The following is a 24,297-nucleotide window of genomic DNA, read 5'->3' on the forward strand; positions in this document are numbered from 1 at the left end:
AACCCCCCCCCTAACTCCCCCCCCTCCGCGCCCGCCGGGGGGTATATCACTTGGTGCCGCGGCGACCTGGGGGGGGGCGGGCCCCGTGTCGTGGCCCCCCCCCGCCCCTGGGGGAATCCCGCCGAAACATTCAGACGACAAGTACCGGCTTCACGGTGCGGCCCTGCTCGGCGTCCTCGACGGCCTGCTCGATGTCGTCGAAGCCGTAGGTCCGGATGAGCTTGTCGAACGGGAAGCGGCCCGCGCGGTGCAGCCGGATGAGCTCCGGGATGAGCAGGGCCGGTACGCAGTCGCCCTCGACGACACCCTTGACGGTCCGTCCGAAGAGCTGCGAGATCCCCAGCGAGGCCTCCTGGCCCGCGCCGGCGGAGCCGACGATGGCCGCGGTGCCGCCGATGCCGAGGACGGCGACGGCGGTGCGAACGGTCTGGGGCAGGCCGACGGCGTCGACGGCGAAGTCGGCTCCCTGGCCGGTGAGGGCGAGCACGTCCTCGACGAGGGTGGCCGAGTCGGCGCGGAAGGTGTGGGTGGCGCCGAGTTCGCGGGCCAGCTCCAGCCGGCTGTCGTGCAGGTCGACGGCGATGATCGTGCCGGCGCTGACGATCCCGGCGGCCATGACGGCGGCCAGGCCGACGGCGCCCGCGCCGATGACGACGATGCTGCTGCCCGCCGGCGGCTTGAGGGAATTCAGTACCGTCCCGGCGCCGGTCTGGAGGCCGCAGCCCATCGGGCCGAGGAGTTCCAGCGGTACGTCCGCGCAGTCGTCGGGGATGCGTACGACGCTGCGTTCGTTGACGACGGCCTCGGTGCTGAAGGAGGACTGGCCGAAGAAGTGTCCGCGCAGTTCCTCGCCCTCGGCGTCGCGGTAGGCGGTGCTGCCGTCCCGGCGGCTGCCCATCAGGTTGACGCCGAGGAAGGAGGAGCAGTGCATCGGGTGTCCGGTGCGGCAGCCGCGGCACTGGCCGCAGCTCATGGGGGCCAGGACGACGCGGTCGCCGACGGCGACCGAGGTGACCGCGGCACCGACGGCCGTCACCACACCGCTGCCCTCGTGGCCGAGGACGGCGGGCGCCCCGGGCGGCAGGACCTGGTCGCGGGCGAGCAGGTCGGTGTGGCAGAGGCCGCTTCCGACGATGCGTACGGCGACCTCGTCGAGGCGCGGCCCCTCCACCTGGATCTCCTCGATCCGGAACGGCCCTCCCTTCTGCCTGACGATCGCGGCCTTGGTGACAGCCATGCGGTGGTTCCTTCCTGCGTTCACGGGTGATGGGGTGGATCTGGATCGGTGTGTTCACGACTCCCGCCCGGGCCCGACGGATGCGGACCCGGGCGGGTGTCGTGGCTCGCGGTTGAGCGGCGGGTGGGGGGTCAGGCCGTGCGGACGGCCCGGACTCCACCGTTCTCGAATGCGAGGTTGTGCTCCTGCGGGACGGGCAGGTCCGCGAACTCGAACGGGGCGAGCGGGCGGTCGGCCATGACCAGCCACGCCAGCCCGGTACGCGGGTCCGCGAGGACGGTGTCCAGGGCGTCGACGACGCTCTCGACGGTCGACACCGCCATGCCCGCCCGGGCCAGCTCCGCCATGCGGTCCGCGATCAGCGGGGTGTCGACGAGGCCGGGACACAGGGCGTTCACGGAGATCCCGTCGGCGGCGAGGACCGGCCCGAGGGACCGGACGAGGCCGACGACGGCGTGCTTGCTCGCCGAGTAGAAGACCTCGAACGAGGGCCGCATCCCGGTGGCGCTGGCGGTGACGACGATCTTGCCGCCGGTGGCCTTGAGCGGGCCGTGGGCGGCCTGGATCCCGTACACGACGGAGTCGAGGTTGATGCCCATGAGCCGCCGGTAGCGCTCGACGTCGAAGCCCTCGCCGATCGACGTGCTGCCGATGGTCCCTGCGTTGAGGTGGACGACGTCCAGCCGGCCGAAGCGGTCGACGGCGGCGGCCACCGCGGCCTCGTTGTCCGCGAGCTCACGGACGTCGGTGCGGACGAAGTGGGCGCCGGTCTCGGCGGCGAGTGCCGCCCCCTGGCCGGCGTCCACGTCCGCGATCACCACGGGGCTTCCGTTCCGGGTGAAGCGGCGGACGGCCGCGGCGCCGATGCCGCTGGCCCCGCCCGTGACGAGGACGACGGGCCGCCCGTCGGTGTTCGGTGACTGCTCCACTGGCTGCTCCACGATCAGGCCGGGAGCTGCACGGACAGCTTGTGGCGGAAGATGTCCTTCGGGTCGTACTTGGCCTTGACCTGCTGGAGCTTGGCGTAGTTGCCCTTGTAGTACAGGGTCGTCCACGGGACGCCGGAGGTGTTCCAGGCCGGGTCGGCCAGGTCCGTGTCGGGCCAGTTGACGAAGCAGCCGTCGTAGCGGTCGTTCGGGACCGGGACGCCGCCGGTGTCGGCGTACAGGTCGCGATAGAACTCGCGGTTCCAGGTCTGGTGCTTGGCGTCGTCGGCGGGCACGTCCCAGCAGCTGAAGACCGAGGCGAGCATGATCGCCGTGCGGTGCACGGAGGCGCTGGCGTTCTCGGCGGTGGCGTTGATCTGGCCGCCGAAGGAGCCGAGGCTGAAGCTCGACGCGGTGTGGGAGTAGGTGGTCGAGGTCAGCTTCGAGTAGATGAGCGCCGCCTGCTCGTCGGTGTAGCGCTTGCGCAGCAGCGCGCCCTTGGTGCGGGAGCGCGGCGGGCCGGTGACGCCCATGGCCACGGCCGTGTCGGCGGCGTTCACGGTGGTGTACTGCCACGGCTGGCGGCCGGTGTTGAGCAGCAGGGGGCGCGCCGTGACGTTGGCGGTCAGCGCCGTCATGAAGTCGTTCAGCAGGGTCTCGTTGGCCGGGTCGGCCGGGTCGACCTGGGCGGAGACGAAGATCTTGCCCGCTTCCTTGCGGGGGGCGATCAGGGAGGCGTACAGCTGGTTGCCGCGCTGGCCGGGGGCGCTGTACTGCTCGTGCCAGGTGCCGAAGTTCTTCAGCAGCTGGATGAAGGACACCTGGTCCATGTCGGCCCAGTTCCAGATGGCGCGGGCGGTCATGATGGCCTGGGGCCGCTTGGGCAGCTGATCCTGCGGCTTGACGGAGGTGACGTTCGGCGTGCGCAGCCAGAAGCGGCTGACGACGCCGAAGTTGCCGCCGCCACCGCCGGCGAACGCCCACCACAGGTCGCGGTTCGGGTCGGCGGCGTCGCGGGTGGCGATGACCGTCTTGACCTCGCCGGCCGCGTTCACGTGGTTGACCTCGACGGCGTAGAGGTGGTCGGAGACCAGGCCGTGCTGGCGGGAGAGGGCGCCGACGCCGCCGCCGATGATGTGGCCGCCCGCGCCGACGGCGGGGCAGGTTCCGGCGGGGAGGGTGACGCCCCAGCCGTAGTCGAGGTTGCGGTAGATCTGGCCGAGGGTGGCGCCGGGCTCGATGCAGAAGGCCGCCATGTTGTCGTCGTACGTCACCGAGCGCATCTCGGAGAAGTCGATGATCACCTGGTTGGCCGGGTCCTCGACGAGGCCGGCGAGGCCGTGGCCGCCGGAGCGGACCGCGATCCGCTTTCCGGCGGCGTAGGCGTCGGCGACGGCCCGGTTCACCTGGTACGGCGTACGGACGATCCGGAAGTATTCGGGATTGGCCTTGTACAGCTTGTTCCAGTTGCGAAGCTGAAGTTCCCCGTAACGGGGATCCGACGACGGAACAACGACCGAGGGGCTGTTCTCGATCTTCCCCGAAGGCGGCGGCGAACCCGGGTCGACGGCCTGGGCCACCTGGGGCACGGCGAGGCCTGCGGCCACGGCTCCGGCCCCCACAATGACACTTCGTCTGGCGTAAACGGACACAGCAAAGTCCCCTTGATGCATGGAATGCGGGAAGGTTGGAGTGATTTCCTAGGGGAGGTTATCGGCCATCACCGGAAAACAACTCCCCTAAGAAACCCCAACAAACAGCCGGCAGAACATGACGGACTTTCACCCGCTCACGGCCGCCGACACCGGTGTCGCACTACTTCTGCGCGGCCGCCTCGGGCCGCTTCGGCCGCACGTTGATGAGCGTGCCCGAGACCACGGCGCCCACGAGGGCGACGCCCGCCGCGACCGCACAGGCCAGGGCGAGACCGTGGACCGCCGCCTCCTGCTCCGCACCGGCCGCCCCCGCGTGGGAGGCGAGGTACGTGGCGGCAGCGCTGGTTGAGACCGTGTTGAGCAGGGCCGCGCCGACGGAACCGCCCACCTGCTGCGAGGTGTTGACGACCGCGGAGACGATGCCGGCGTCCCGCGGTTCGGCCGCGGCCATCGCCGTCTGGAAGACGGGCACGGCGAGGTTTCCGACGCCCAGGCCGAAGAGGATCAGGGCGGGGAAGACGCCGGTGAGGTAGCCGCTGTCCGGGGTGAGCCGGGTCAGGACGAGCAGCCCGATGGCGGAGATGACCAGACCGGCCGCGATCATGACGTTCGGCCGCAGGCGCAGCAGCAGCTTGCTGGCGACCTTGGTGGAGTAGACGGCCGCCGTGACGATGTAGGCCAGGAAGGCCAGACCCGTCTTGAACGGCGAGTACCCCATGACGGACTGGAGCTGGTACGTCATGCCGAGGAACATGCCCAGCATGCAGAACGCCGAGATGCTCATGGCGAGGAACGCACCGCCGCTGTTGCGGTTGGTGAGCACGCGCAGGGGCAGCAGCGGCCGCTCCGACCTGTGCTGGACCAGGACGAAGGCGCCCAGCAGCACGACGGCCCCGCCGAGCGCCCCGAGGATGACGGGAGAGTCCCAGCCCTGCGAACCTCCTTCGCCGAGGCCGTAGATGAGGGCCAGCATGCCCGCCGTGGCGAGGATCGCGCCCGGCACGTCGAGCTTGGTGTCCCGGTTGCGCTCGGGGTTGACCAGGGCGAGGTAGCCGCCGATCAGGATGGCCGCGGCGAAGAAGATGTTGATGTAGAAGCACCAGCGCCAGTCGAGGTAGTCGGTGAGCGCTCCGCCCAGGATGAGGCCGGTGGCGCCGCCGGACATCGAGATGGCGGTGAAGATGCCGAAGGCCTTGGCGCGTTCGGCGGGGACGGTGAAGGTGCTGCTGATCAGGGAGAGGGTGGAGGGGGCGATCAGGGCGGCGAAGACGCCCTGCGCGGCGCGCGCGCCGACGAGCATCCCCGGCGTGGTCGCGGCCCCGCCGATGGCGGAGGCCAGCGAGAAGCCGATGACGCCGATCATGAGGGAGCGCTTGAGGCCGAGGACGTCGCCGACGCGCCCGCCGAGGAGCAGCAGCCCGCCGAAGGTGAGGGCGTAGGCGGTCACCGTCCACTGGCGGGAGGCGTCGGTGAGGCCGACGGCCTCCTGGGCGGAGGGCAGCGCGACGGCGACGATCGTGGCGTCCAGCCAGACCATCAGCTGGGCGAGCGAGATGATCACCAGTCCCCACCAGCGGGTGTCGCGCGCGCCGGTCTTCGCGGCCGGAGCGCCGGCCAGGGTGTCGGTCACGTCTCGCTCGTCTCGGTGTAGGTGATGGCGCGCGAGGGGCACAGGTAGGCCGCCTCGCGGACGAGTGCGAGCTCGTCCGCGGGGACTTCGTCCTCCAGGACGATGACGGTGCCGTGCTCCTCCTGGTCGAAGAAGTCGGGCGCGGCCATGACGCACTGGCCGGCGCCGATGCAGACGGCGGTGTTCGCCGTGATGTGAAGGGTCATGGTGGGCTCCGTTACCAGGCCACCGGCAGTTCGGCGAGGCCGAAGACCAGGCCCTGCTTGACCTCGATCTCCTCCACGGGGGAGGCGAGGCGCAGGGTGGGCACGCGGTCGAACAGCGTGCGCAGGGCGACGTCGAGTTCGACGCGGGCCAGGTTCTGGCCGATGCACTGGTGGATGCCGAAGCCGAAGCTGAGGTGGTTGCGGACGTTGCGGTGGATGTCGAGCTCGTTGGCCCGCTCGAACTGGGCCTCGTCGCGGTTGGCGGCGGGGTTGAGGAAGAGGATGCCGTCGCCCTCGCGGATGGTGACTCCGGCGATCTCGATGTCGGCGGTGGAGACGCGCGACAGGCCGCCGGTGAGGGACAGGAAGCGCAGCAGCTCCTCGACGGCGTTCTTCCACAGGTCGCCGTCGGCCTTGAGCTCGGCGAGCTGCTCGGGGTGCTCGAGGAGGGTGAGCACGCTGAGGGCGACGGTGTTGGCGGTGGTCTCCTGGCCGGCGATGACCAGCACCAGGGCGTAGCGGACGAGTTCGTCGCGCTCCAGGGTGCCGGCCTTGACCTGGGTGACGAGGTCGTCGAGGAGGCCCTCGCCGGGGGTGGTCTCCTTGGCGATGAGGAGCTTGCCGAGGTAGTCGGCGAGGTCGCTCATCGCGTCGACGACCTGCTCGGGGTCGAAGCGGCGGTAGGTGAGGTCCTCGAAGTAGTTGCGGTCCTCGTACGGGATGCCGAGGAGCTGCGAGAGCACCATGGCGATGAGCGGCTTGACGTAGACCTCGAGGAGGTCCGCTGAATTGCCGGAGGCAACCATCTCGTCGGCGAGAGCGGTCGCGGTCTTCTCGATCTCCGGCTTGATGCCGGCGATCTTCTTGAGGGTGAAGCTCGGCAGGACGTCGCGCCGCTGCTTGGTGTGCTGCGGCGGGTCGGTCCTGATGAGGGCGCCGATGGCCGCGGAGCGCGGGGTCTGGAGCTGGGTGAGCGCCGGGATCGGCATGGGGAAGTTGGGGTGGAAGCGGTCGACCGACATGGCCGGGTGCGACATGAGTTCGCGGGTCTCGGCGTGTCCGGTCACCGCCCACAGGGGCCGGCCGTCCCACTGGCGCACCCGGGTCACCGGGCCGATGGCGCGCAGGTCCTCGTACTCGGCCGGCGGGTGGTAGGGGCACTTGCGGGTCATGGGCAGTTCGGGCAGCGCTTCCGTCGATTCGGACGCGAGCGTCTCCGTCATCGGGGGTCGTCTCCAGTCTGGGTGTGTCGGGGTCGGGTCGCGGGCGCGCCGCTCACGGGGCGGGCGTCAGGAAGTGGCCGTCGACGCGGACGAGTTCGCCGGTGACGTTGCTGTTGGCCGCCGAGCCGAGGAAGACGACGGTGTTGGCGACGTCCTCGGGGGAGGTGTTGCGCTTGGTGGCGGCGGCTTCGGCCGTGAAGTTGAGCAGGCCCGGCGACATGGGCTTGTCACCGGGGGTGAAACCGGGCAGGACGGCGTTGGTGAGGATGCCGGCGCGGCCCAGTTCGCGGGACATGACGCGGGTCAGGCCGTGCAGTCCGGCCTTGGCGGCGGCGTAGGCGGAGCGGCCCGGGTAGCCGTCCTCGGCGAAGGTGGAGGAGACGTGCACGATGCGGCCCCACTTGCCCCGCCGCATGCCGCCGACGACGGCGCGGCTCAGCAGGTACGGGCCGAGCAGGTTGGACTGGAGGGAGGCCGCGAAACGCTCGGCGGGCTCGGTTTCGAAGAGTTCGCCGTGCCCGGGGAAGCCGGGCATGGCGACGGCGTTGTTGACGAGCACGTCGACGGTGCCCCACCGGTTCTCGACGGCCGTCATGAAGCGCGTGATGGAGGCCGGGTCGCCCTGGTCCAGCTGCTCGGCGACGACCTCGCCTCCGGCCAGTCCGGCACGGCGCACGGTCTCCTGGGCCCCTCCGGGGTTGCTGTGGTAGGTCGCGACGACCTGGGCGCCCTCGGCGGCGAAGGCCACGGCCGCGGCCCGGCCGATGCCGCCGCTGGCGCCGGTGATGACGACGACCTTGTTCTTGAGTCCGAAATCCACGGTTCTCCTCTTGAATATTCTTTTTGTGCCTTTAATCGGGGCATGCGTGAGCCGCCGCGGGGCTCGCGGCGGCTCACGCCTTGGTTCAGCCCAGCCGGGAACGGAGTTCCTGGCGGTCGGCGAGCTGAAGTTTTCGGTAGGTGCGGGTCAGGTGCTGTTCGACCGTGCTCACCGTCACGGACAGTTCGCGGGCGATCTTCTGGTTGGAGACGCCCTTGGCGGCCAGCACGGCCACGCGCCGTTCGGAGGGGCTGAGCTGCTGGAGGCACACCGTGTTGCGGTCGTAGATCTTGTAGCGCGGTACGTCGGCGTCGGTCTCGGAGAGCAGTCCGCCGCTCTGCAGTCCGGCGGCGACCGTGGCCAGCTGCGGCGTTCCGATGGCCTCCCGCAGCTGCTCGAAGATCGCCTCGCGGGTGTCGAAGCGGCTCTCCCCCGCGTCCGTGCCGGCGAGGAGCAGCCCGGGCCGGTCCAGTGCCTGCACGATGTACTCGACGGACTTGCTGTAATCCCCCATGGCCATGTAGGCCGCGGCGACCGAGAGCCGCCAGGGGATCCGGCGGTCGTGGTCGAAGCCCCAGTCGGCCAGGATCCGTCCGCAGCGCAGGAAGTCCGCGAGCCCGAGGAGGTGGTCCCCGGTCGCCAGGTGGTGGTGGCCGCGGGCGTAGAGGTAGCCGAGCCCGTACCGGGTCTCGAACATGGACTCCGGGAGCCGGCGCCGCAGCAGCACGGCGCCCTTCGCGGAGGTGCCGGCGAGGGTGTGCGCGTGCAGCAGCGTGCCCAGCGGTCCGCCGATCCGCACGCCCCAGCGGGAGGCGGGCAGCATCCGCAGGGCCAGGGTCCCGTCCGCGACGGCCGCGGCGTGGTCGCCGGTGCGCAGGGCGGCCTCGGCGCGCAGCGCGGTGAGCGACGCCCGCCACGGCATGGCCTGGCGGTCCGTGGTGTCCGCCAGGAACCGGTCGCACCAGGAGCGGGCCTGCTCGGGGCGTCCGCCGTGGACGTGCGCCCAGAGGGCGGCGAGCGTGGCGGGCGCCATCTCGTCGGTGAAGATGCTGCGTTCGAGCGCCTGGTCCGCGAGCTGGGCGGCGTGCGCGGGCTCGGTGCGGCCGGTCAGCGTCCCGGCGAGGGACCAGGCGGCGGCGTACCGGGCGCCCTGGACCGAGGTGGTGTCGATCCGCTGGCGCGGGGCCCGCTCGTCCACGGCCTGGCGCAGCAGGCCCGGGAACTCGGCGGCGACCAGGAGCTTGCCGGCCTCCAGGTCCATCAGGCGCAGGTCCTCGCGGGCCGTCAGGTCGTGGATGCCCTGGTCGATGCTGCCGAGGATGTCCCGGGCGTCCCACAGCGTTTCGAGCCGGCGGCCGGAGATGCGGAACTCCTCGCCGGTGCTGCGCTGCGGGGGCCGCGGCGGCACGGGGCCGTTGTGGAAGGACTCCAGCCAGCGCGCGGCGTCCTCCGCGGACGCCCCGTCCTCCTTGAGGGCGACGGCGGTCTGCTTGCCGAGGGTGACCCGCCGGCGGCGGGGCATGTCCCCGAGGATGGCGCCGCGCGCCACCTCGTGGCGGAACCCGCCGGCCGCGAGCAGGCCCGCCGCGACGAGTTCGCGCGTGGCCTCCTCGACGACGGCGACCTCGTTGCCCGAGATCTCGGCGATCAGGCGCGCCGACTCGTGCTCGCCGGCGGCGGCGATCGCCTCGGCGATCTCCCGCACCTCGGGGTCCAGGCGGTGCAGGGTCTCCAGGACGGCGCGTGCGTAGCCGGGGCCGATGGGGACCTGGGGGCTCTCGCCGGGGGCCGGGTGCCGGTCCCGGTCCGCCGCGAGGTCACGCAGCAGGGCCGCGGTGACGAGCATGTTGCCGTTGGAGAGCCGCAGCAGCCGGGAGGCGGTGTCGGCGTCGAGGCCGAGGCCGAACTCGGACTCCGCCAGGGTGACGAGCTGCTCGGGCAGCAGCGAGGTGAGCGAGATCTTCCGGAACGTCGAACGGCCGGTGAGCTCCTGGGCGAGCCAGTGGAAGCCGTGCGGCGAGCTGACCCGGTCGGTGGCCACGACGAGGACCGGACGGTCGCCGATGGCCGAGGCCAGCCGCGAGAGGAAGCCGGCCGAGGCGGGGTGCGCGTGGCGCAGGTCGTCGACGCACACGAGCACGGTGCTCCGGTAGGAGAGCTCCACGATGTGCGCGATGGCCTCGTCGGCCTCCAGCTCCCGGTCCTCCGGGGCGAGATCGGAGTCGTCCGGGAACTCGGCCTGTACGCCGAGGAGTTGGCGGGACAGGCCCAGCGGTCCCGTCGGCGTGAAGCGCGAGCAGTCGGCGCGGAGCACCAGAGCACCGCGCTGCGCGGCGTATTCGGCGAAGGAATGGAGAAGCGTCGTCTTGCCCGCGGCGACCGGACCGGTCACGAGAGCGGTTCTTCCGTACCCCGCGGTCGCATCGGCAAGGATGTCGCGGAGCACTTTCCATCCGAATGCATTGTGGATGGAAGTCATCAGGTTTGTCCCCCAGTTTGCGTCTTCGAACCGCTGCGCCCCAGCGGCACGTGATCCCTCGCGGGCACCGGCCCCGCGAGCGGGGCGGTTCAGCCCCAGCCCTGGTCGTCCGGGTGCGTGTCGCCCTGACCCGCGGCGGCGGTGGCGACGGGGCCCGTCCGGTCCGCGGAGTGGCCCGGGCCCGCGCTCACGACGAGGAGTCCGGCGACGGCCGCGGCGGCAAGGGCGAAGTTGGCGAAAGTACGCAGGTCGACATGCATGGGCTTCATCGGTTCCCCCAGAACAATGAGCGGAAAAGCGTGCCAAGAACGGCAGATAACTCCCTGGTCAGCGGTGTTCCCCCCGCTGTCGGCAATCATCACAGTCAGGGGGCGGCCGACCCCGGACTGCGTAGGATCCACTTGGCGACTGGCTGAAAGTGGAGAGGATCCAAACCGTGCCAAACATAGACATACCGGACGCCTCCAGCGTCCCCCGGGCGGACACGGTCACCCATCGGGTCTACTCCTACGCGGTCCAGCGCGTCTGCATCGACGTGCCCACCTGCGCCGAGGACCTCGGCCTCCCCGCCCCCCAAGTCGAGTCGGCCGTGGCGGACTTGGCCAAGCTGCGGCTGCTGCGGCCCACCGCGGAGGGACGCGGCCAGTTCGTCGTCGTCGACCCCGCCTCCGCCTCCCTCCAGCTCCTCTCCCCCTACGACGAGGAGCTGCGCGCCCGGCAGCACGCGGTGGAACAAGTACGCCAGCAGATGCACAGCCTGCTGCCGCTCTACCGCTCCAGCACCTCCGACGGCTCCCGCTCCTCGGGCATCGAGCGCATCGACGACCTCGACGCGGTGCGCGGGGTCCTGGGCCGGCTGGCGGACGAGTGCCAGTCGGAGGTCATCACCTCCCAGCCGGGCGGCGCCCGCAGCCCGGAGGTCCTCGAGGAGACGGCCCGCCGCGACAGCGTCATCCTGGCCCGCGGGGTGCGCATGCGCACCCTCTACCAGCACACCGCCCGGTTCGACCAGCCCACCCGGGACTACGTCACCAAGATCATCGGCAACGGCGCGGAGGTCCGCACCACCGGAAGCGGGTTCACCCGGGCCATCGTGTACGACAGGACCACCGCTGTCATCACCCTGCCCGACAACCCGCGGGGCGCCGCTCTCATCCGCGACCCCGACGTCACCCAGTTCGTGGTGCAGTCCTTCGAATACGCCTGGGCCACTTCCGAACCGTTCAATCCCGAATTCGACCGGAGTGAGATCCGGTCCATTTCGGATTCGCTGAACGAGGCGGTGCTGCGGATGCTCGTCAGCGGCCACGACGACAAGTCCATCGCGCGCCGGCTCGGCATCTCCCCCCGCACCTGCCAGCGCCGCATCTCGGAGCTGATGCAGCGCATCGGCGCCCGCACCCGCCTCCAGGCCGGCTACCTGATCCGCCACAACGACCTGGTCCCGCTGGTCGAGGGCGACGACGACGGGCTGCTCCCCGGCGGGCCCGTGGCCAATTTCGGGGAGCCGCCCACGACCAACCCCTAAAGAACTCTGGGGTCGACTTCCGTTGCTCGCCCAAATCTCTTTGACTACGGTCATTTTCGGGCCGGTGATGTTCCCCCGCGGCCCTTAAGGTGCGAGAAAGGCATGCAGATGAGCAAGGTTGTTGTGTTCGGAGCCGGTGGCAAGGCCGGTCGTGCGGTAGTGGCGGAGGCCCTCTCCCGCGGCCACGAGGTCACGGCCGTCGTCCGCGACACCGCCAAGTACGAGGACCTCGCCTCGGACCGCGTCCAGGTCGTCGCCGGTGACATCACCAACGTCCGCAGCGTCGCCGCCGCGGCCGAGGGCCACGACATTGCCATCAGCGCGGTCTACGACGCCTCCTCCGCCCCGGAGCCGTTCTTCGTCGGTGCCGCCCACGCGCTCCTGGAGAGCCTGCCGCAGGCCGGCGTCCGCCGCGCCCTGATCATCGGCCTCGTCTCCAACCTGGAGTTCGCCCCGGGCCAGCGCATCATGGACGGCCCGGACTTCCCCGAGGCCTTCCTCGAGTTCTCGAAGGGCCACGCGGCCGGCCTCGAGGTCTTCCGTTCCGCCACCACGGACCTGGACTGGCTGGTCGTCACCCCGCCGATGGTCCTCGACGAGGCCGAGCGCACGGGTACGTACCGCGTCGGCGGCGACCAGCTGCTGACCAAGGAGGACGGCACCAGCCACCTCTCCTACGCGGACCTCGCCGTCGCCCTCCTGGACGAGGCCGAGACCCCGAAGAACCACAAGACCCGTATCTCCGTGGCCGACTGACCCTCCGCGGCCCGCGCGATACTGCCTCCCGAACCAGGCTTCCGGACCTGGTTCGGGAGGCAGTTCGCGTTCTCGACACTTACATACCGGTAAGTGGGCACTTCGAGGTAAGTACTTGAGCGAAATGCCCGCCTCGACCAGGCTGAACAGGCTGCATGCCGGAGGGGCGGGGTGACCGCTCCTCGGTGCTGCCGGCGTGTCGAGACGATTCACGTGGAGGGCCGCGGTGCGCGCACATCGCGCCGGCCTTCCCGGAAATGCATAGGAGCTGCAATGGCGGGCAACGACCGCGCACCGGTGACGGTCATCGGACTGGGACTCATGGGACAGGCACTGGCCGCCGCGTTCCTGAAGGCCGGTCACCCTACGACCGTGTGGAACCGTTCGCCCGAGAAGGCCGGGGAACTCGTCCGGCAGGGAGCGTTACTCGCGCCCACCCCGGCGGACGCGGTGACCGCCGCCGAGCTGGTCGTCGTCTGCCTGTCGACCTACGACGTCATGCACGAGATCCTGGACCCGCTGGACGGCGCCCTGTCGGGCCGGGTCCTGGCCAACCTGACCTCCGGATCCTCGGAGCAGGCGCGCGAGACCGCCGCATGGGCCTCCGAGCGGGGTGCCGAGTACCTCGACGGTGCGATCATGGCCATCCCGGCGACCATCGGCGCGGCCGAGTCGGTGCTCTTCCACAGCGGCACCAAGGCCGCCTTCGACAAGCACGAGGCCACCCTGAAGGTGCTCGGCGGCGCCACCACCTACGTGGGCGAGGACCCGGGCCTCGCGGTCCTCTACGACGTCGCGCTGCTCGGTGTCATGTGGGGCACCCTGAACAGCTTCATCCACGGCGCCGCGCTGCTCAAGAGCGCGAACATCGACGCCCGGACCTTCCTGCCGTGGGCCACCTCGTGGATCGACGCCGTCAAGCTCTTCGCCACGGACTACGCGGGCCAGATCGACGCCGGTGACGGCAAGTACCCGGCGAACGACGCCAAGCTCGAGACGCACTTCGCGTCGATCGAGCACCTGCTCCACGAGAGCGAGGCGCAGGGCATCAACACCGAGCTGCCGGCCTCCGTCCACGGGCTGGTGAAGCGGGTCATCGCCAAGGGCTTCGCCGAGAACAGCTACGCCGCCATGATCGAGCTGTTCCAGGACCCGAAGGCGTCGTAACCGCACCGGCGCCCCGCCGCGGGAACAGCGGATCCCGTCCGGTCACCACGACCGGGCGGGATCGTCGCGTTCCCGACCCGTTCGGCGCACGGCACACGGCTGCGCCCCGCCGGATCGTCCGGCGGGGCGCGGTGCCGCGGAGCGCGGGGCGCGGGGCGGCTCAGAGGAAGTCGGTCTCCGGGTCCAGGCCGAGCAGGACGCGGCCCTGCACCTCCAGGTTGGCGTTGAGCTGCACCAGCGCGTGCAGCGACAGGCCCTCGATGTCCCGGTGGAAGCGCTGCAGGTCCACGCTGCGGAGGATGACCGAACCGCTGCTCGCCCGGAAGAGCACCTCGACGGCCTCCCTGCACAGCTCGACCGCGAACGCGGTCTGGCCCCGGATCGCGGCCTTCTCCGCGTCCGTCGGCTGCTCGCCGGCGTCGGCGCGCTTCTGGAGCACGTCGAGCCACCGGGTGGAGAGGGCCTCGGCGGCGGCGATCTTGTTCGCCGCGGTGGCCACCTGCACCTGGGTGAGCGGGTAGAGGCTCTGCTCGGTCCAGTTGGTGTAGGTGATGCCTCGGCCGGGCAGCCGCTCGAGGAACAGCTCGTACGCACCGCGCGCGATGCCGGTGAACACGGAGGCGACGTCCGCGAGGATGTAGCCCAGCAGGCCGTAATTGCGGCCCGTCGCACCGGTGTTGGAGCGGCCGGTGGTGGTGCCGATCATGGCCTCCTCGTAGGAGACCACGTGGTGGGCGGGCACGAAGACGTCCTTGGCGACCGTCGTCGCGCTGCCGGTGCCGGCGGCCGCCGAGACGTCCCAGTCGTCCACGACGCTCATCCGGTCCATCGGGACCACGGCGATGACCTCTTCGTGCGAGCCGTCGGGCCGCTGCACCATGCCCGCGGCCAGGTTCCAATGGGCCCCGCGGCAGCCGGAGTTGAACTTCCAGGTGCCGTTGAGGGTGTAGCCGCCCTCGACGGGTACGAGCGTGCCGTTCGGCGCGAAGACGATGGACACGCGCGTCGAACCGCCGGCGAAGACCTCCTCCTGCGCCTCGTCGGTGTAGAGGCCGGCCGCCCAGGCGCTGGTCACCCACACCATGGTCAGCCAGCCCGTGGAGGGACAGCCGCGGGAGATCTCGGCGATGACCTTGCTCTGGTCGGCCACACCGAGCTCGAGGCCGCCGAAGCGCTTGGGCACCGCCATGCGGAACACCCCGGCCTTCTCCAGCAGCTCGATGTTCTCCTCGGGGATCCAGCGCCTGTCCTCCGCTTCGGCACCGTTCTTGCGGAGCGTGGGAACGATGTCCCTCACCGCGTCGAGCAGGGATATCAGCTCGTCATTCATGGACACTCCGAGTCCTCGGCATTACTGAATTCGGCACCACGCTACTGACCGGGCGCGCGCGCACAGTCATGTGACGGTAACTCCGAATATCCGTGCGGACACCGCCGGAGTCGATTACCCGTCAATTACCGCTGGATGATTCTTTCGTGGGCAAAACGGCCTGGGAAATGACCCGCCGATGGCAGCATGGGCGGATGACTACCACGTGGCCCGACCTCATAACCGAAGCGACTGCTTTCAGCACCGCCGTCCTCGACAAGTGCACGGACCAGGACTGGTCCCGCCCCGCCGGGGAGCTGGAGTGGAGCTGCTACCAGACGATCTCCCACCTGACCCAGGCCGTGTTCGGATACTCGGCCCTGCTCATCGCCCGGCCCACCGACCGCTATATCGGCCTGCGCTTCTCCGTCGACGAGGGCACGCCGCCCGAGCTGGCGGTGGAGGGCATCCGGATCGGGGGCGCCCTGCTCAACTCCACCCTCCGGGAGACCGGCCCCGACGTCCGCGCCTACCACCCGTGGGGCACCGGCGACGCCGCCGGGTACGGCGCCATGCACGTACTCGAAGTCCTGGTCCACAGCCGTGACATCGCCCAGGGCTTCGGGCTCGACCAGCCCCTGCCCGACGAACTCTGCGCGCCCACCGTGGAGCGGCTGTTCCCGCAGGCGCCGGCGGGCTTCAGCCCGTCCGAGACCCTGCTGTGGTGTACCGGCCGGGCCGAACTGCCCGGACTGGGGCGCCAGAAGGACTGGCGCTGGTACGCGGACGTCCGCTGAGCGGGCGCGGCCCGCGTGCGCACGGACGGGCCCGGCCGCGCGCACGCGCGGCCGGGCCCGTCCGGTGATCAGGAGATGTAGGGCTGCACCTGCTTGACGCCCCGGATGCCGGACTCGAGCGCCCCGTCGATGTAGCCGCTCCAGCCGTTGGCGGCATCGCCGCTGGCGAACGCGACCCGCCCGGTGTCGGCCAGGATGTTCGGGTACAGCGAGGTCAGCTGTCCCGGGTTGCGGAAGCCCCAGGCGCCGAGCGCGAACTCGTCCTTGCCGTAGTCGTGCCCCTTGACGGAGATGATGTCGAGCTCGACACCGAGCTGCTTCACGGCCGCCTTCATCTGGGTGACGTTGTTGACGTCGAGGTTCGGGTCGACGCTGAAGCCCACGTAGAGCTGGCCCTCGGTGGTGGCCGGCCCCGCCTGCAGCCACGGGATGGACGCGCCGCCCTCGGCGCCCTGCGCGTAGAACCGGCCCTGCCCGGCGCGGGCGTGGATCCAGAACTTCTTGCCGTGCTCCGCGCCGCCCGCGTTCCCGGCCGTGGCCGCGGTCTGCGCGGCGGGCATCGACGGGCTGAACTTGATCGTCTTCCAGACGTTGATGGGCGCCGCCACGATCACGGCGCGTGCGGCGTGCCTGACGCCCGACCGCGTGGTCACGTACTGGATGCCGCGGCCGCCGTCGGAGACCGCGGTGACGGGCGAGTTGAGGCGCAGGGTGGCGTTGGTGGAGTCCTTCAGCATGGCGTTCAGCAGGCCGGAGGTCCCGCCCTTCATGCTCCAGCGCACCGTGTTGTTCCAGCCGGCCTCGGTGCCGCCGGCGAGCTGCCACTGCTGGGCGAGCATCGTCAGGGCGCCCTGCGCGCTGGTCCCGCCGGCCAGCAGCGCCGTCTCACCGTTGATGAGGAGCTCGTCCGCCGGCGAGAGCGCGAGCTGGTTCAGGCGGTCGCGCAGCGACAGCTTGTCGACGCTCTGCAGCAGGTCCAGGCGGTGCAGCGGCTCGAACGGCCGGTCGAAGTACTGGGCGGACCCGTCGAAGATCGACGCGCGCAGCGCATTGATCTTCGCGAACCCCGCCGCCACGTCGAACTCCTTGGGGCCCGTGCCCGTCGGCAGGATCAGGCGGTCGATCGATCCCTCCTCCTGGAGCTCGATCCCGTACCGCTTGATCTCCGCGCCGATGTGGGGCTGCGTGGCCGGGTCCACCCAGGTGCCGCCCATCTCCACCAGGTGGCCGCCGAGGGTGCTGGTCCAGGTCCGGCCCCCGATCCGGCCGCGACCTTCGAGGACGAGGACCCGCTTGCCCTGCTTGCTCAGGTCGCGTGCCGCCGTGACGCCCGCGAATCCCGCCCCGATGACGATGACGTCGTACGCGTCCTTCTCCTCCGTCGCGCGGGCCGGGAGCGAGATCCCGAGGGCCGTCGAGGCGCCCACGGCGGCGACTCCGGCCGCCTTGAGGATGGTGCGGCGGGAGGTCACACGCGCGGTGCCCGATGCCGAGCCCTCATCGGCGGCATTGAATCGATCGCGTCGAATGTTCATGATGTACGAGTTCCCCCATCGGAGTCCGGAATGAATGCCCGCAGAAATGCGGAGCGGGGAATGCGCACCTTCGGCGCCCGCCCCGTCAATTCGGCCACTGCAAGTGTCCAGTGAATCCCGAGCCGATGGCCACCGATCGGCAACGGGGCACCCACGGATGCGTAACCAGCGGACCACCGGAGGGCGAATCGGCGAATTACCGTGGCGTGGCCGCTGCCTTGACGGCGCTGCATACGATTCCTTCCGGTCTCATTCAGGACCGCATCGGGAGTTCGTCCCCTTCCGCCAACCAGGAGGCCGGCCATGGTTACCTCGTCACCCCCGAGCACGCTCTTCGAAGGCGACTACTACCAAAACCCGTACCCGGCGTTCGCCTGGCTGCGGGACAACGCCCCCGTGCACGAATTCAGTTTCCCCATCGGGGACTTCCGGTCCTGGATCGTCACCCGGTTCGACGATGTGCACGCGCTGCTCGGCGACCCCCGCTTCAGCACCAATGCGGGTGACTACGCGAGTCCCGAGTTCCAGAAGTCCGGAATGGTGCTCGGTGCGGGGACCGTGGTGGAGCGCATCCTTTCCACGCTCGACCCGCCGGACCACACCCGCCAGCGCAAGCTGGCCATGGGTTCGTTCACTCCGCGCCGCATCGCCCAGTGGCGCGAGTCGACCCAGCGGATCGTGGAAGCCAATCTCGACCGGCTCGGGAAGCAGGAGAACCCCGACCTCATGGACTACGCGGGCGCCGTTCCCGCAGAGGTGATCGGCAACGTCTTCGGCATTTCGCTGGAGCGGTACAACGACATCATCCAGGCCATCGACCGCGCCTTCCACCCCGACGACGAGACCGAGAACGTCACGAGCGCGTTCGAGGACATCGCGCAGTACGGCCGTGAACTGATCGTCGAGAAGCGCAATGCCCCGGGTGACGACCTGCTCACCAGCCTCATCGAGGCGCGCGACGGGAACGACCGGCTCACCGAGGACGAGCTGGTGGCCATGCTCGCCCAGATGATCATGGCCGGCCTCGACACCACCCGGAACCTGATCGGTTCGGCCGTCCTGGCCATGCTGGACAACCCCGGTCAGCGGCGTCTCCTGGCCGAACGGCCCGAGCTGGCCCCGCAGGCGATCGACGAGTTCCTCCGCTACGAGGGGGCGTTCACGATGGGCCTGTTCCGGTTCGCCAAGGAGGACCTGGAGTTCGGCGGTGTGTCCCTGCCGGCGGGAGCGCCCGTCATCGCCACCATCCTGTCGGCCAACCGCGACCCCCGGCGGTTCACCGACCCCGACCGGCTGGACATCACCCGCGAGGGGCCGCGCAACCTCGGCCTCGGGCACGGCCTGCACAACTGCATCGGGGCCGCCCTCGCCAAGCTGGAGGCGGAGATCGCCATCCCCGCGGTGCTGAACCGGTTCCCCGAGATGGAGCTGGCCATCCCGCGCGACGAGATCACGTACAGCGAGAGCTGGCTGCTGCGCGCGCTGACCCGGCTCCCCGTCAGCCTGCACGGCGCCGGACCTCGCTGAAGCGAGGACTGAGCCCTTCCCGTACCGGTGGCCTCGCGATCCGGTACGGGAAGGGCTCTGCCCGGTGCGCCGGAGCCCGGGGCGGCATGCCGCCCCGGGCTCCGGTCGTGGCGTGCTCAGAGGATGGTGGTGTCCGGGTCGAGCCCGAGCAGCACCCGGCCCTGCAGTTCGTGGTTCACGTTGATGTTGGTCAGGGCGTGCAGCGAGAACCCCAGGATGTCGCGGTGGTAGCGCTGGAAGGGCACGCTGCGCTTGATGACCGACGCACCGCTCGCGGTGAAGAGGAGCTCCACCGCCTCCTTGGCGAGCTGCGCCGCGAAGGACGTCTGGCCCCGGACGATCGCCTTCTCGGCGTCCGACGGCTGCACGCCGGCGTCGGCCCGCTCCTGGAGCAGCCGCAGCCACGTCTCCGAGAGGGCCTCGGCGGCATCGATCTTGTTCGCCGCGGTGGCGACCTGCACCTGCGTGAGCGGGTGCAGGGCCTGGTCCTCCCACGAGGTGTAGGTGATCCCGCGGCCGGGCAGCCGGTCCAGGAACAGCTCGTACGCACCGCGCGCCACACCGACGGCCATCGCCGCGTACAGCGACATGATGAACGCGACGACGCCGTAGTTCCGCCCGCTCTCGGCGCTGTTCCAGCGGTTGCCGGTGGTGCCGAGCATCAGCTCCTCGTAGCTCGCCAGCCGGTGCGCGGGCACGAACACGTCCTTGGCGGTCGTGGTCGCGCTGCCCGTGCCGCTGCCCGCGGAGACGTCCCAGTCGTCGGTGATCGACAGCTCGGAGGTCGGCACGATCGCGATGAACTCCTCGGACGTCCCGTCCGGACGGTCCAGCATCACCGCGAGGCAGTCCCAGTCGGCCGAGTGGCAGCCGGAGTTGTAGCTCCAGCTGCCGTTGAGGAGGTAGCCGCCCTCGGTGGGCACGATCGCGCCGGTCGGCGCGAAGCCGATGGAGACGCGGGCCGAGCCGCCCGCGAAGACCTCCTCCTGGGCCTGGTCGGGGTACAGAGCGGCCATCTGGGCACCCGTCAGCCACACCGTCATGTCCCAGCCGGTGGAGGGACAGCCGCGGGAGATCTCCCGGACGACCTCGGCCTGCTCGGCCACGCTGAGACCGAGTCCGCCGAACCGGGGCGGCACGGCCATGCGGAACGCGCCGGCCTGGTCGAGCAGCGCGATGTTCTCGTCGGGTACGCGACGCCCTTCCTCGGCCGCGCGCCCGTTCTCCCGGAGCCTCCCGGCTATCTTCTGCACCGCGTCCACAACAGACTGAAACTCTTCCTGCTCGGCCACTCTGCTCCTCCAGGGAATGCGTGATTGTCAACGTGGACACACTGCGCTGAAAATTACCACCGAAGGTGAATCACCCGGCCTTCCCCCGGTAATTGCGCTCCCCCGCCGCCGATGTGCGCCCGATTACCGCCCCGCGGGCTGCAGGAATGCCTCGCACGAGGGCGGGATTACCGCTGCGTGAGCAGGATTTAGACAACGAACCGCAAGCGCGACGTAAGGTAATTTGGCGGGTTTGTTGATTACTTTTTCGGGGAGCTGAGATCTCGTGGCTGCTGAATCGGACCTTCGTGAGTACCTCAAGCGGGCCATCGCCGATGCCCGGGATGCCCGGAGAAATCTGCGGGAAGTGCAGGACAAGGCGCGGGAGCCGATCGCCATCATCGGCATGGCGTGCCGCTATCCGGGCGGGGTGTCCTCCCCCGAGGACCTGTGGCGTCTGGTCTCCGACGGGGTGGACGCGGTCGGCGAGTTCCCCTCCAACCGCGGCTGGAACCTGGACGCCCTCTACGACGCCGACCCGGACCGGCCGGGGACCTCCTACACGCGCGAGGGCGGCTTCCTGCACGAGGCGGACCTGTTCGACCCGGAGTTCTTCGGGATGTCCCCGCGTGAGGCGCTCGCCGTCGACCCCCAGCAGCGCCTGCTCCTGGAGTCGGCGTGGGAGGTGTTCGAACGCGCGGGCATCACCCCGGAATCGCTGCGCGGAAGCCGTACGGGCGTGTTTACCGGCCTGATGTACAACGACTACGGCTCGCGTCCCGAGCTGCCGCCGGAGGGCAACGAGGGCTACCTGTTCAGCGGCAGCGCGGGCAGCATCGCCTCCGGGCGGCTCGCCTACACGTACGGGCTCGAAGGGCCGGCGGTCACCGTCGACACGGCGTGCTCGTCCTCGCTGGTGGCCATGCACCTCGCCGCGAACGCGCTGCGGAGCGGAGAGTGCGATCTCGCGCTGGCGGGCGGGGCGGCGGTGATGTCCACGCCGACCGCGTTCATCGAGTTCTCCCGGCTGCGCGGGCTCTCCGCCGACGGCCGCTGCCGCTCCTTCTCCGAGCACGCGGACGGCACCGGCTGGTCGGAGGGCGTCGGGATGCTGCTCGTCGAACGGCTGTCGGACGCGCGGCGCAACGGGCACACCGTGCTCGCGGTGATCCGCGGCTCCGCGGTGAACCAGGACGGCGCGAGCAACGGCCTGACGGCCCCCAACGGGCCCGCCCAGGAACGGGTGATCCGGCAGGCCCTGGCCGGCGCGGGCCTCGAACCCGCGGACGTGGACGCGGTCGAGGCGCACGGAACGGGCACGCGGCTCGGCGACCCGGTCGAGGCGCAGGCGCTGCTCGCCACCTACGGCCGGAACAGGCCGGAGGACCGGCCGCTGTACCTGGGCTCGCTGAAGTCGAACATCGGGCACTCCCAGGCGGCCGCGGGCGTCGGCGGCGTCATCAAGATGGTGGAGGCGATGCGCCACGGGGTGCTGCCGAAGACCCTGCACGCGCAGGAGCCTTCGAGCCACGTCGACTGGGGGGCCGGAGCGGTCGAGCTGCTCACCGAGGCACGGGCGTGGCCCCGGACCGGGGAGCCGCGCCGCGCCGGGGTGTCCTCGTTCGGCTTCGGCGGGACGAACGCGCACGTGGTGATCGAGGAGGCGCCAGCGGTCGACACCGAGGGCGAGGAGGGCGGCGCGCCGGAGGCCGCGCCGCTCCCGGTGGTGCCGTGGGTGCTGTCGGCGAAGGACGGGGAATCGCTGCGGCTCCAGGCGGAGCGTCTGCGGTCGTACGCAGAGGGCGCTCCCCATGCCGCCCCGATGGCCGTGGGCCGCTCCCTGGCCACCGGCCGTACGCACTTCGACGAGCGTGCGGTCGTACTCGCCGAAGGGCCCGCCGAGTTCGAGCAGGAGCTGCGCCGGCTGGCCGAGGGCCGGCCGGGCGCGGGGGCGGTGTACGGCTCCCGCACGCCGGGCGGGACGGCCTTCCTGTTCACCGGACAGGGCGCCCAACGCGTCGGGATGGGCCTGGAGTTGTACGAGGCGTTCCCGGTCTTCGCCGCCGCGTTCGACGAGGTGTGCGCGCTGCTCGACCCGGCCCTGCGCGAGGTCATCGCCTCCGGTGACGGCCTGGACCGCACCGAGTTCGCCCAGCCCGCGCTGTTCGCGCTGGAGGTGGCGCTGTTCCGCCTCGTGGAGTCCTGGGGCGTACGCCCCGACTACCTGGCGGGACACTCCATCGGGGAACTCGCCGCCGCGCACGTGTCCGGGGTCCTCACCCTGCCCGACGCCGCGAAGCTCGTCACGGCCCGCGCCCGCCTCATGCAGGCGCTCCCCGAAGGCGGCGCCATGGTCGCCATCCAGGCCACCGAGGACGAGATCACCCCCCACCTCACCGACGGCGTCGCCATCGCCGCCGTCAACGGCCCGCGGTCCGTCGTGATCTCCGGCGACGAGGCCGCGGTGCTGCGCGTGCAGGCCCGTTTCGACGACGCGGGGCACAAGTCCCGTCGCCTCAAGGTCTCCCACGCCTTCCACTCACCGCTGATGGAGCCGATGCTCGCCGAGTTCGGGGCGGTCGCCCGGTCCCTGTCGTACGGGGAACCCGCCATCCCGATCGTCTCCACGGTCACCGGACGACCCGCCGCGGCGGAACTGGCGTCGCCCGACTACTGGGTGGACCAGGTCCGGCAGGCCGTACGGTTCCACGACGCGCTCCGCACGCTGGACGACGCCGGCGTCACCACCTGCCTCGAACTGGGCCCCGACGGGGTCCTGTCCGCCATGGCCGACGGCATCACCGCGGTGCCCGCCCTGCGCACCGGCCGGCCCGAGGCCCGCACCGTGCTCACCGCGCTGGCCACCGCCTTCGTCCACGGCGCCGCCGTCGACTGGGCCGCCCTCTTCCCGCAGGGCGGCGCCGCGCCCGCGGTGGCCCTGCCCACCTACGCCTTCAGGCGGCGCCGCCACTGGCTCGACGCCGACCCGTCGGCCCGGGCCGCGGGTACCGGCGCGGGCGGCGTCGGGCATCCCGTCCTGAGCGGGCTGGTGCGGGTGGCCGGCTCGGACGGGCTGCTGTTCTCGGGCCGCGTGTCGGCGCGGACGCACCCCTGGCTCGCGGAGCCGGCGGTGTCGGCCTCCTCCTGGGTGGAGCTGGCCGTACGGGCCGGGGACGAGGCGGGCGCCGGGCTCCTCGAGGAGCTGTCGGTGCACGCGCAGCTGGTGCTGCCCGAGCAGGGGGACGTGGAGCTGCAGGTGGGCGTGGGGGCGGCGGGTGACGGGGGCCGGCGCGGCCTGACGGTCCATGCGCGCCCCGAAGGCGCCGACGCCGCGTGGACCCTGCTCGCCGAGGGCACCCTGCTCCCCGGCACCACCGACACCCCGCCCCCGGGACCCGGCGGGAGCGAGGAGTTCCGGCTCCCGGAGGAGTTCCTGGCAGAGGCCGGGAGCTACGCGCTCCACCCGGCCCTGCTCGGCGCCGCGCTCCAGGACGGAACCGCGCTCGCCCCCGCCCACTGGCGCGGGGTGCGGCTGCACGCCACGGGTGCTTCGGCGGTGCGGGCCCGGCTGACCGCGATCGGCGACCGGACCTTCTCCGTGCTGCTGACCGACGAGACGGGCGGGCCGGTGCTCTCCGTCGAGTCCCTGGAGTACCGGGCGCTCCCCGACGCCGCGTTCGCCGATGCCGCGCGGAGCCCGCTGCTGCGCATCGACTGGACGCCGGTCTCGGCGGACGCGGCCGCCGCGCGACCCCATGAGCTGCTGTGGCACGAGCCGGGCACGGAGCCGGCCGCGGCGGTTCGGCGGGTGCTGTCCCGGGTCCAGGACCACCTGACGGACGAGACGCTCACCGACACGCCCCTCGTGGTCATCACCCGCGGCGCCCTCGCAATCGCCGACGAGGACACCACCGACCTCGCCGCAGCCGCCGTATGGGGCCTCCTGCGCTCCGCACAAACAGAAGCACCCGACCGCATCGTCCTCCTCGACACCGACACCGACGACCTCCACCCCGACACCCTCACCACCGCACTCACCCTCGACGAACCCCAAATCGCCCTCCGGAACGGCCAACTCCACACCCCCCGACTCCACCGCACCCCCACCCCCGAAACCACCCCCACCTGGAACCCCAACGGCACCACCCTCATCACCGGCGGCACCGGCACCCTCGGCGCCACCATCGCCCGCCACCTCATCACCGAACACGGCATACGCAACCTCCTCCTC

At 71.1% G+C, this 24,297-nt stretch carries 17 protein-coding genes and 1 pseudogene; 6 read left to right on the forward strand and 12 right to left on the reverse strand.

Annotated features, from left to right (window positions below; genetic code table 11):
• Positions 1-130 precede the first annotated feature (130 nt).
• The 9 genes from ACFTXQ_RS05270 to ACFTXQ_RS05310 form a co-directional block, all read right to left on the reverse strand.
• Entirely contained in the window at positions 131-1,237 is a 1,107-nt protein-coding gene (locus ACFTXQ_RS05270) for an NAD(P)-dependent alcohol dehydrogenase (RefSeq protein WP_382636037.1), read from the reverse strand.
• Positions 1,238-1,368: 131 nt separating this feature from the next.
• Positions 1,369-2,166: an SDR family NAD(P)-dependent oxidoreductase gene (locus ACFTXQ_RS05275; protein WP_382636039.1), complete on the reverse strand. Its 798-nt coding sequence runs from the start codon at positions 2,164-2,166 to the stop codon at positions 1,369-1,371.
• A 14-nt stretch (positions 2,167-2,180) separates the two neighbouring features.
• Positions 2,181-3,770: an FAD-dependent oxidoreductase gene (locus ACFTXQ_RS05280; RefSeq protein ID WP_382636041.1), complete on the reverse strand. Its 1,590-nt coding sequence runs from the start codon at positions 3,768-3,770 to the stop codon at positions 2,181-2,183.
• A gap of 208 nt (positions 3,771-3,978) precedes the next feature.
• Positions 3,979-5,448 carry an MFS transporter gene (locus ACFTXQ_RS05285; RefSeq protein WP_382636043.1) on the reverse strand — a complete coding sequence of 490 codons (1,470 nt, stop codon included), beginning with the start codon at positions 5,446-5,448 and terminating at the stop codon, positions 3,979-3,981.
• Entirely contained in the window at positions 5,445-5,654 is a 210-nt protein-coding gene (locus ACFTXQ_RS05290; protein ID WP_382636044.1) for a ferredoxin, read from the reverse strand. The genes ACFTXQ_RS05285 and ACFTXQ_RS05290 overlap by 4 nt, the downstream gene beginning before the upstream one ends.
• A gap of 11 nt (positions 5,655-5,665) precedes the next feature.
• Positions 5,666-6,877 carry a cytochrome P450 gene (locus ACFTXQ_RS05295; RefSeq protein WP_382636045.1) on the reverse strand — a complete coding sequence of 404 codons (1,212 nt, stop codon included), beginning with the start codon at positions 6,875-6,877 and terminating at the stop codon, positions 5,666-5,668.
• A 52-nt stretch (positions 6,878-6,929) separates the two neighbouring features.
• A complete protein-coding gene (locus ACFTXQ_RS05300) occupies positions 6,930-7,697 on the reverse strand; it encodes an SDR family NAD(P)-dependent oxidoreductase (RefSeq protein WP_382636047.1) in 768 nt (255 codons plus the stop codon).
• A gap of 85 nt (positions 7,698-7,782) precedes the next feature.
• Entirely contained in the window at positions 7,783-10,176 is a 2,394-nt protein-coding gene (locus ACFTXQ_RS05305; RefSeq protein WP_382636049.1) for an AAA family ATPase, read from the reverse strand.
• An 89-nt stretch (positions 10,177-10,265) separates the two neighbouring features.
• Positions 10,266-10,445 carry a hypothetical protein gene (locus ACFTXQ_RS05310; protein ID WP_382636050.1) on the reverse strand — a complete coding sequence of 60 codons (180 nt, stop codon included), beginning with the start codon at positions 10,443-10,445 and terminating at the stop codon, positions 10,266-10,268.
• A gap of 167 nt (positions 10,446-10,612) precedes the next feature.
• Here ACFTXQ_RS05310 and ACFTXQ_RS05315 point away from each other — a divergent pair, with 167 nt between their 5' ends.
• From ACFTXQ_RS05315 to ACFTXQ_RS05325, 3 genes are all read left to right on the forward strand, one after another.
• Positions 10,613-11,704, forward strand: coding sequence for a LuxR C-terminal-related transcriptional regulator (locus ACFTXQ_RS05315; protein WP_382636052.1), 1,092 nt, complete (start codon positions 10,613-10,615; stop codon positions 11,702-11,704).
• Positions 11,705-11,806: 102 nt separating this feature from the next.
• Positions 11,807-12,460 (forward strand): NAD(P)-dependent oxidoreductase, encoded by a 654-nt coding sequence (locus ACFTXQ_RS05320; protein ID WP_382636053.1) that lies wholly within the window; start codon positions 11,807-11,809, stop codon positions 12,458-12,460.
• 273 nt (positions 12,461-12,733) lie between these two features.
• Positions 12,734-13,627 carry an NAD(P)-dependent oxidoreductase gene (locus ACFTXQ_RS05325; protein WP_382636055.1) on the forward strand — a complete coding sequence of 298 codons (894 nt, stop codon included), beginning with the start codon at positions 12,734-12,736 and terminating at the stop codon, positions 13,625-13,627.
• A 160-nt stretch (positions 13,628-13,787) separates the two neighbouring features.
• On the opposite strand, the gene ACFTXQ_RS05330 is transcribed toward ACFTXQ_RS05325, so the two are convergent.
• On the reverse strand, positions 13,788-14,957 hold the full coding sequence (locus tag ACFTXQ_RS05330; RefSeq protein WP_382636056.1) for an acyl-CoA dehydrogenase family protein: 1,170 nt from the start codon (positions 14,955-14,957) through the stop codon (positions 13,788-13,790).
• Positions 14,958-15,151: 194 nt separating this feature from the next.
• Here ACFTXQ_RS05330 and ACFTXQ_RS05335 point away from each other — a divergent pair, with 194 nt between their 5' ends.
• Positions 15,152-15,733: a maleylpyruvate isomerase N-terminal domain-containing protein gene (locus tag ACFTXQ_RS05335; protein ID WP_382636058.1), complete on the forward strand. Its 582-nt coding sequence runs from the start codon at positions 15,152-15,154 to the stop codon at positions 15,731-15,733.
• Between the two features lie 68 nt (positions 15,734-15,801).
• Here the strand turns inward: ACFTXQ_RS05335 and ACFTXQ_RS05340 are convergent, their stop codons facing one another.
• The gene (locus ACFTXQ_RS05340; RefSeq protein WP_382636059.1) at positions 15,802-17,268 is read right to left on the reverse strand and encodes a flavin monoamine oxidase family protein; all 1,467 of its coding nucleotides are present in this window, start codon (positions 17,266-17,268) and stop codon (positions 15,802-15,804) included.
• A gap of 303 nt (positions 17,269-17,571) precedes the next feature.
• Here ACFTXQ_RS05340 and ACFTXQ_RS05345 point away from each other — a divergent pair, with 303 nt between their 5' ends.
• Positions 17,572-18,795 carry a cytochrome P450 gene (locus ACFTXQ_RS05345; RefSeq protein WP_382636061.1) on the forward strand — a complete coding sequence of 408 codons (1,224 nt, stop codon included), beginning with the start codon at positions 17,572-17,574 and terminating at the stop codon, positions 18,793-18,795.
• 116 nt (positions 18,796-18,911) lie between these two features.
• Here the strand turns inward: ACFTXQ_RS05345 and ACFTXQ_RS05350 are convergent, their stop codons facing one another.
• A complete protein-coding gene (locus ACFTXQ_RS05350) occupies positions 18,912-20,087 on the reverse strand; it encodes an acyl-CoA dehydrogenase family protein (protein WP_382636062.1) in 1,176 nt (391 codons plus the stop codon).
• Positions 20,088-20,451: 364 nt separating this feature from the next.
• Here ACFTXQ_RS05350 and ACFTXQ_RS05355 point away from each other — a divergent pair.
• A pseudogene (locus ACFTXQ_RS05355) lies at positions 20,452-24,297 on the forward strand (type I polyketide synthase); the annotation flags it as partial.

The sequence above is a fragment of the Streptomyces sp. NPDC057010 genome (assembly GCF_042673805.1).
Taxonomy (GTDB): domain Bacteria; phylum Actinomycetota; class Actinomycetes; order Streptomycetales; family Streptomycetaceae; genus Streptomyces.

Excerpts from the sequence above, each read along its gene's own strand:
- ACFTXQ_RS05330 (WP_382636056.1), bottom strand. The coding sequence starts at position 14,957 with ATGAATGACGAGCTGATATCCCTGCTCGACGCGGTGAGGGACATCGTT.
- ACFTXQ_RS05320 (WP_382636053.1), top strand. The coding sequence starts at position 11,807 with ATGCAGATGAGCAAGGTTGTTGTGTTCGGAGCCGGTGGCAAGGCCGGT.
- ACFTXQ_RS05290 (WP_382636044.1), bottom strand. The coding sequence starts at position 5,654 with ATGACCCTTCACATCACGGCGAACACCGCCGTCTGCATCGGCGCCGGC.
- ACFTXQ_RS05340 (WP_382636059.1), bottom strand. The coding sequence starts at position 17,268 with ATGAACATTCGACGCGATCGATTCAATGCCGCCGATGAGGGCTCGGCA.
- ACFTXQ_RS05335 (WP_382636058.1), top strand. The coding sequence starts at position 15,152 with ATGACTACCACGTGGCCCGACCTCATAACCGAAGCGACTGCTTTCAGC.
- ACFTXQ_RS05295 (WP_382636045.1), bottom strand. The coding sequence starts at position 6,877 with ATGACGGAGACGCTCGCGTCCGAATCGACGGAAGCGCTGCCCGAACTG.
- ACFTXQ_RS05345 (WP_382636061.1), top strand. The coding sequence starts at position 17,572 with ATGGTTACCTCGTCACCCCCGAGCACGCTCTTCGAAGGCGACTACTAC.
- ACFTXQ_RS05305 (WP_382636049.1), bottom strand. The coding sequence starts at position 10,176 with ATGACTTCCATCCACAATGCATTCGGATGGAAAGTGCTCCGCGACATC.
- ACFTXQ_RS05310 (WP_382636050.1), bottom strand. The coding sequence starts at position 10,445 with ATGAAGCCCATGCATGTCGACCTGCGTACTTTCGCCAACTTCGCCCTT.
- ACFTXQ_RS05325 (WP_382636055.1), top strand. The coding sequence starts at position 12,734 with ATGGCGGGCAACGACCGCGCACCGGTGACGGTCATCGGACTGGGACTC.
- ACFTXQ_RS05270 (WP_382636037.1), bottom strand. The coding sequence starts at position 1,237 with ATGGCTGTCACCAAGGCCGCGATCGTCAGGCAGAAGGGAGGGCCGTTC.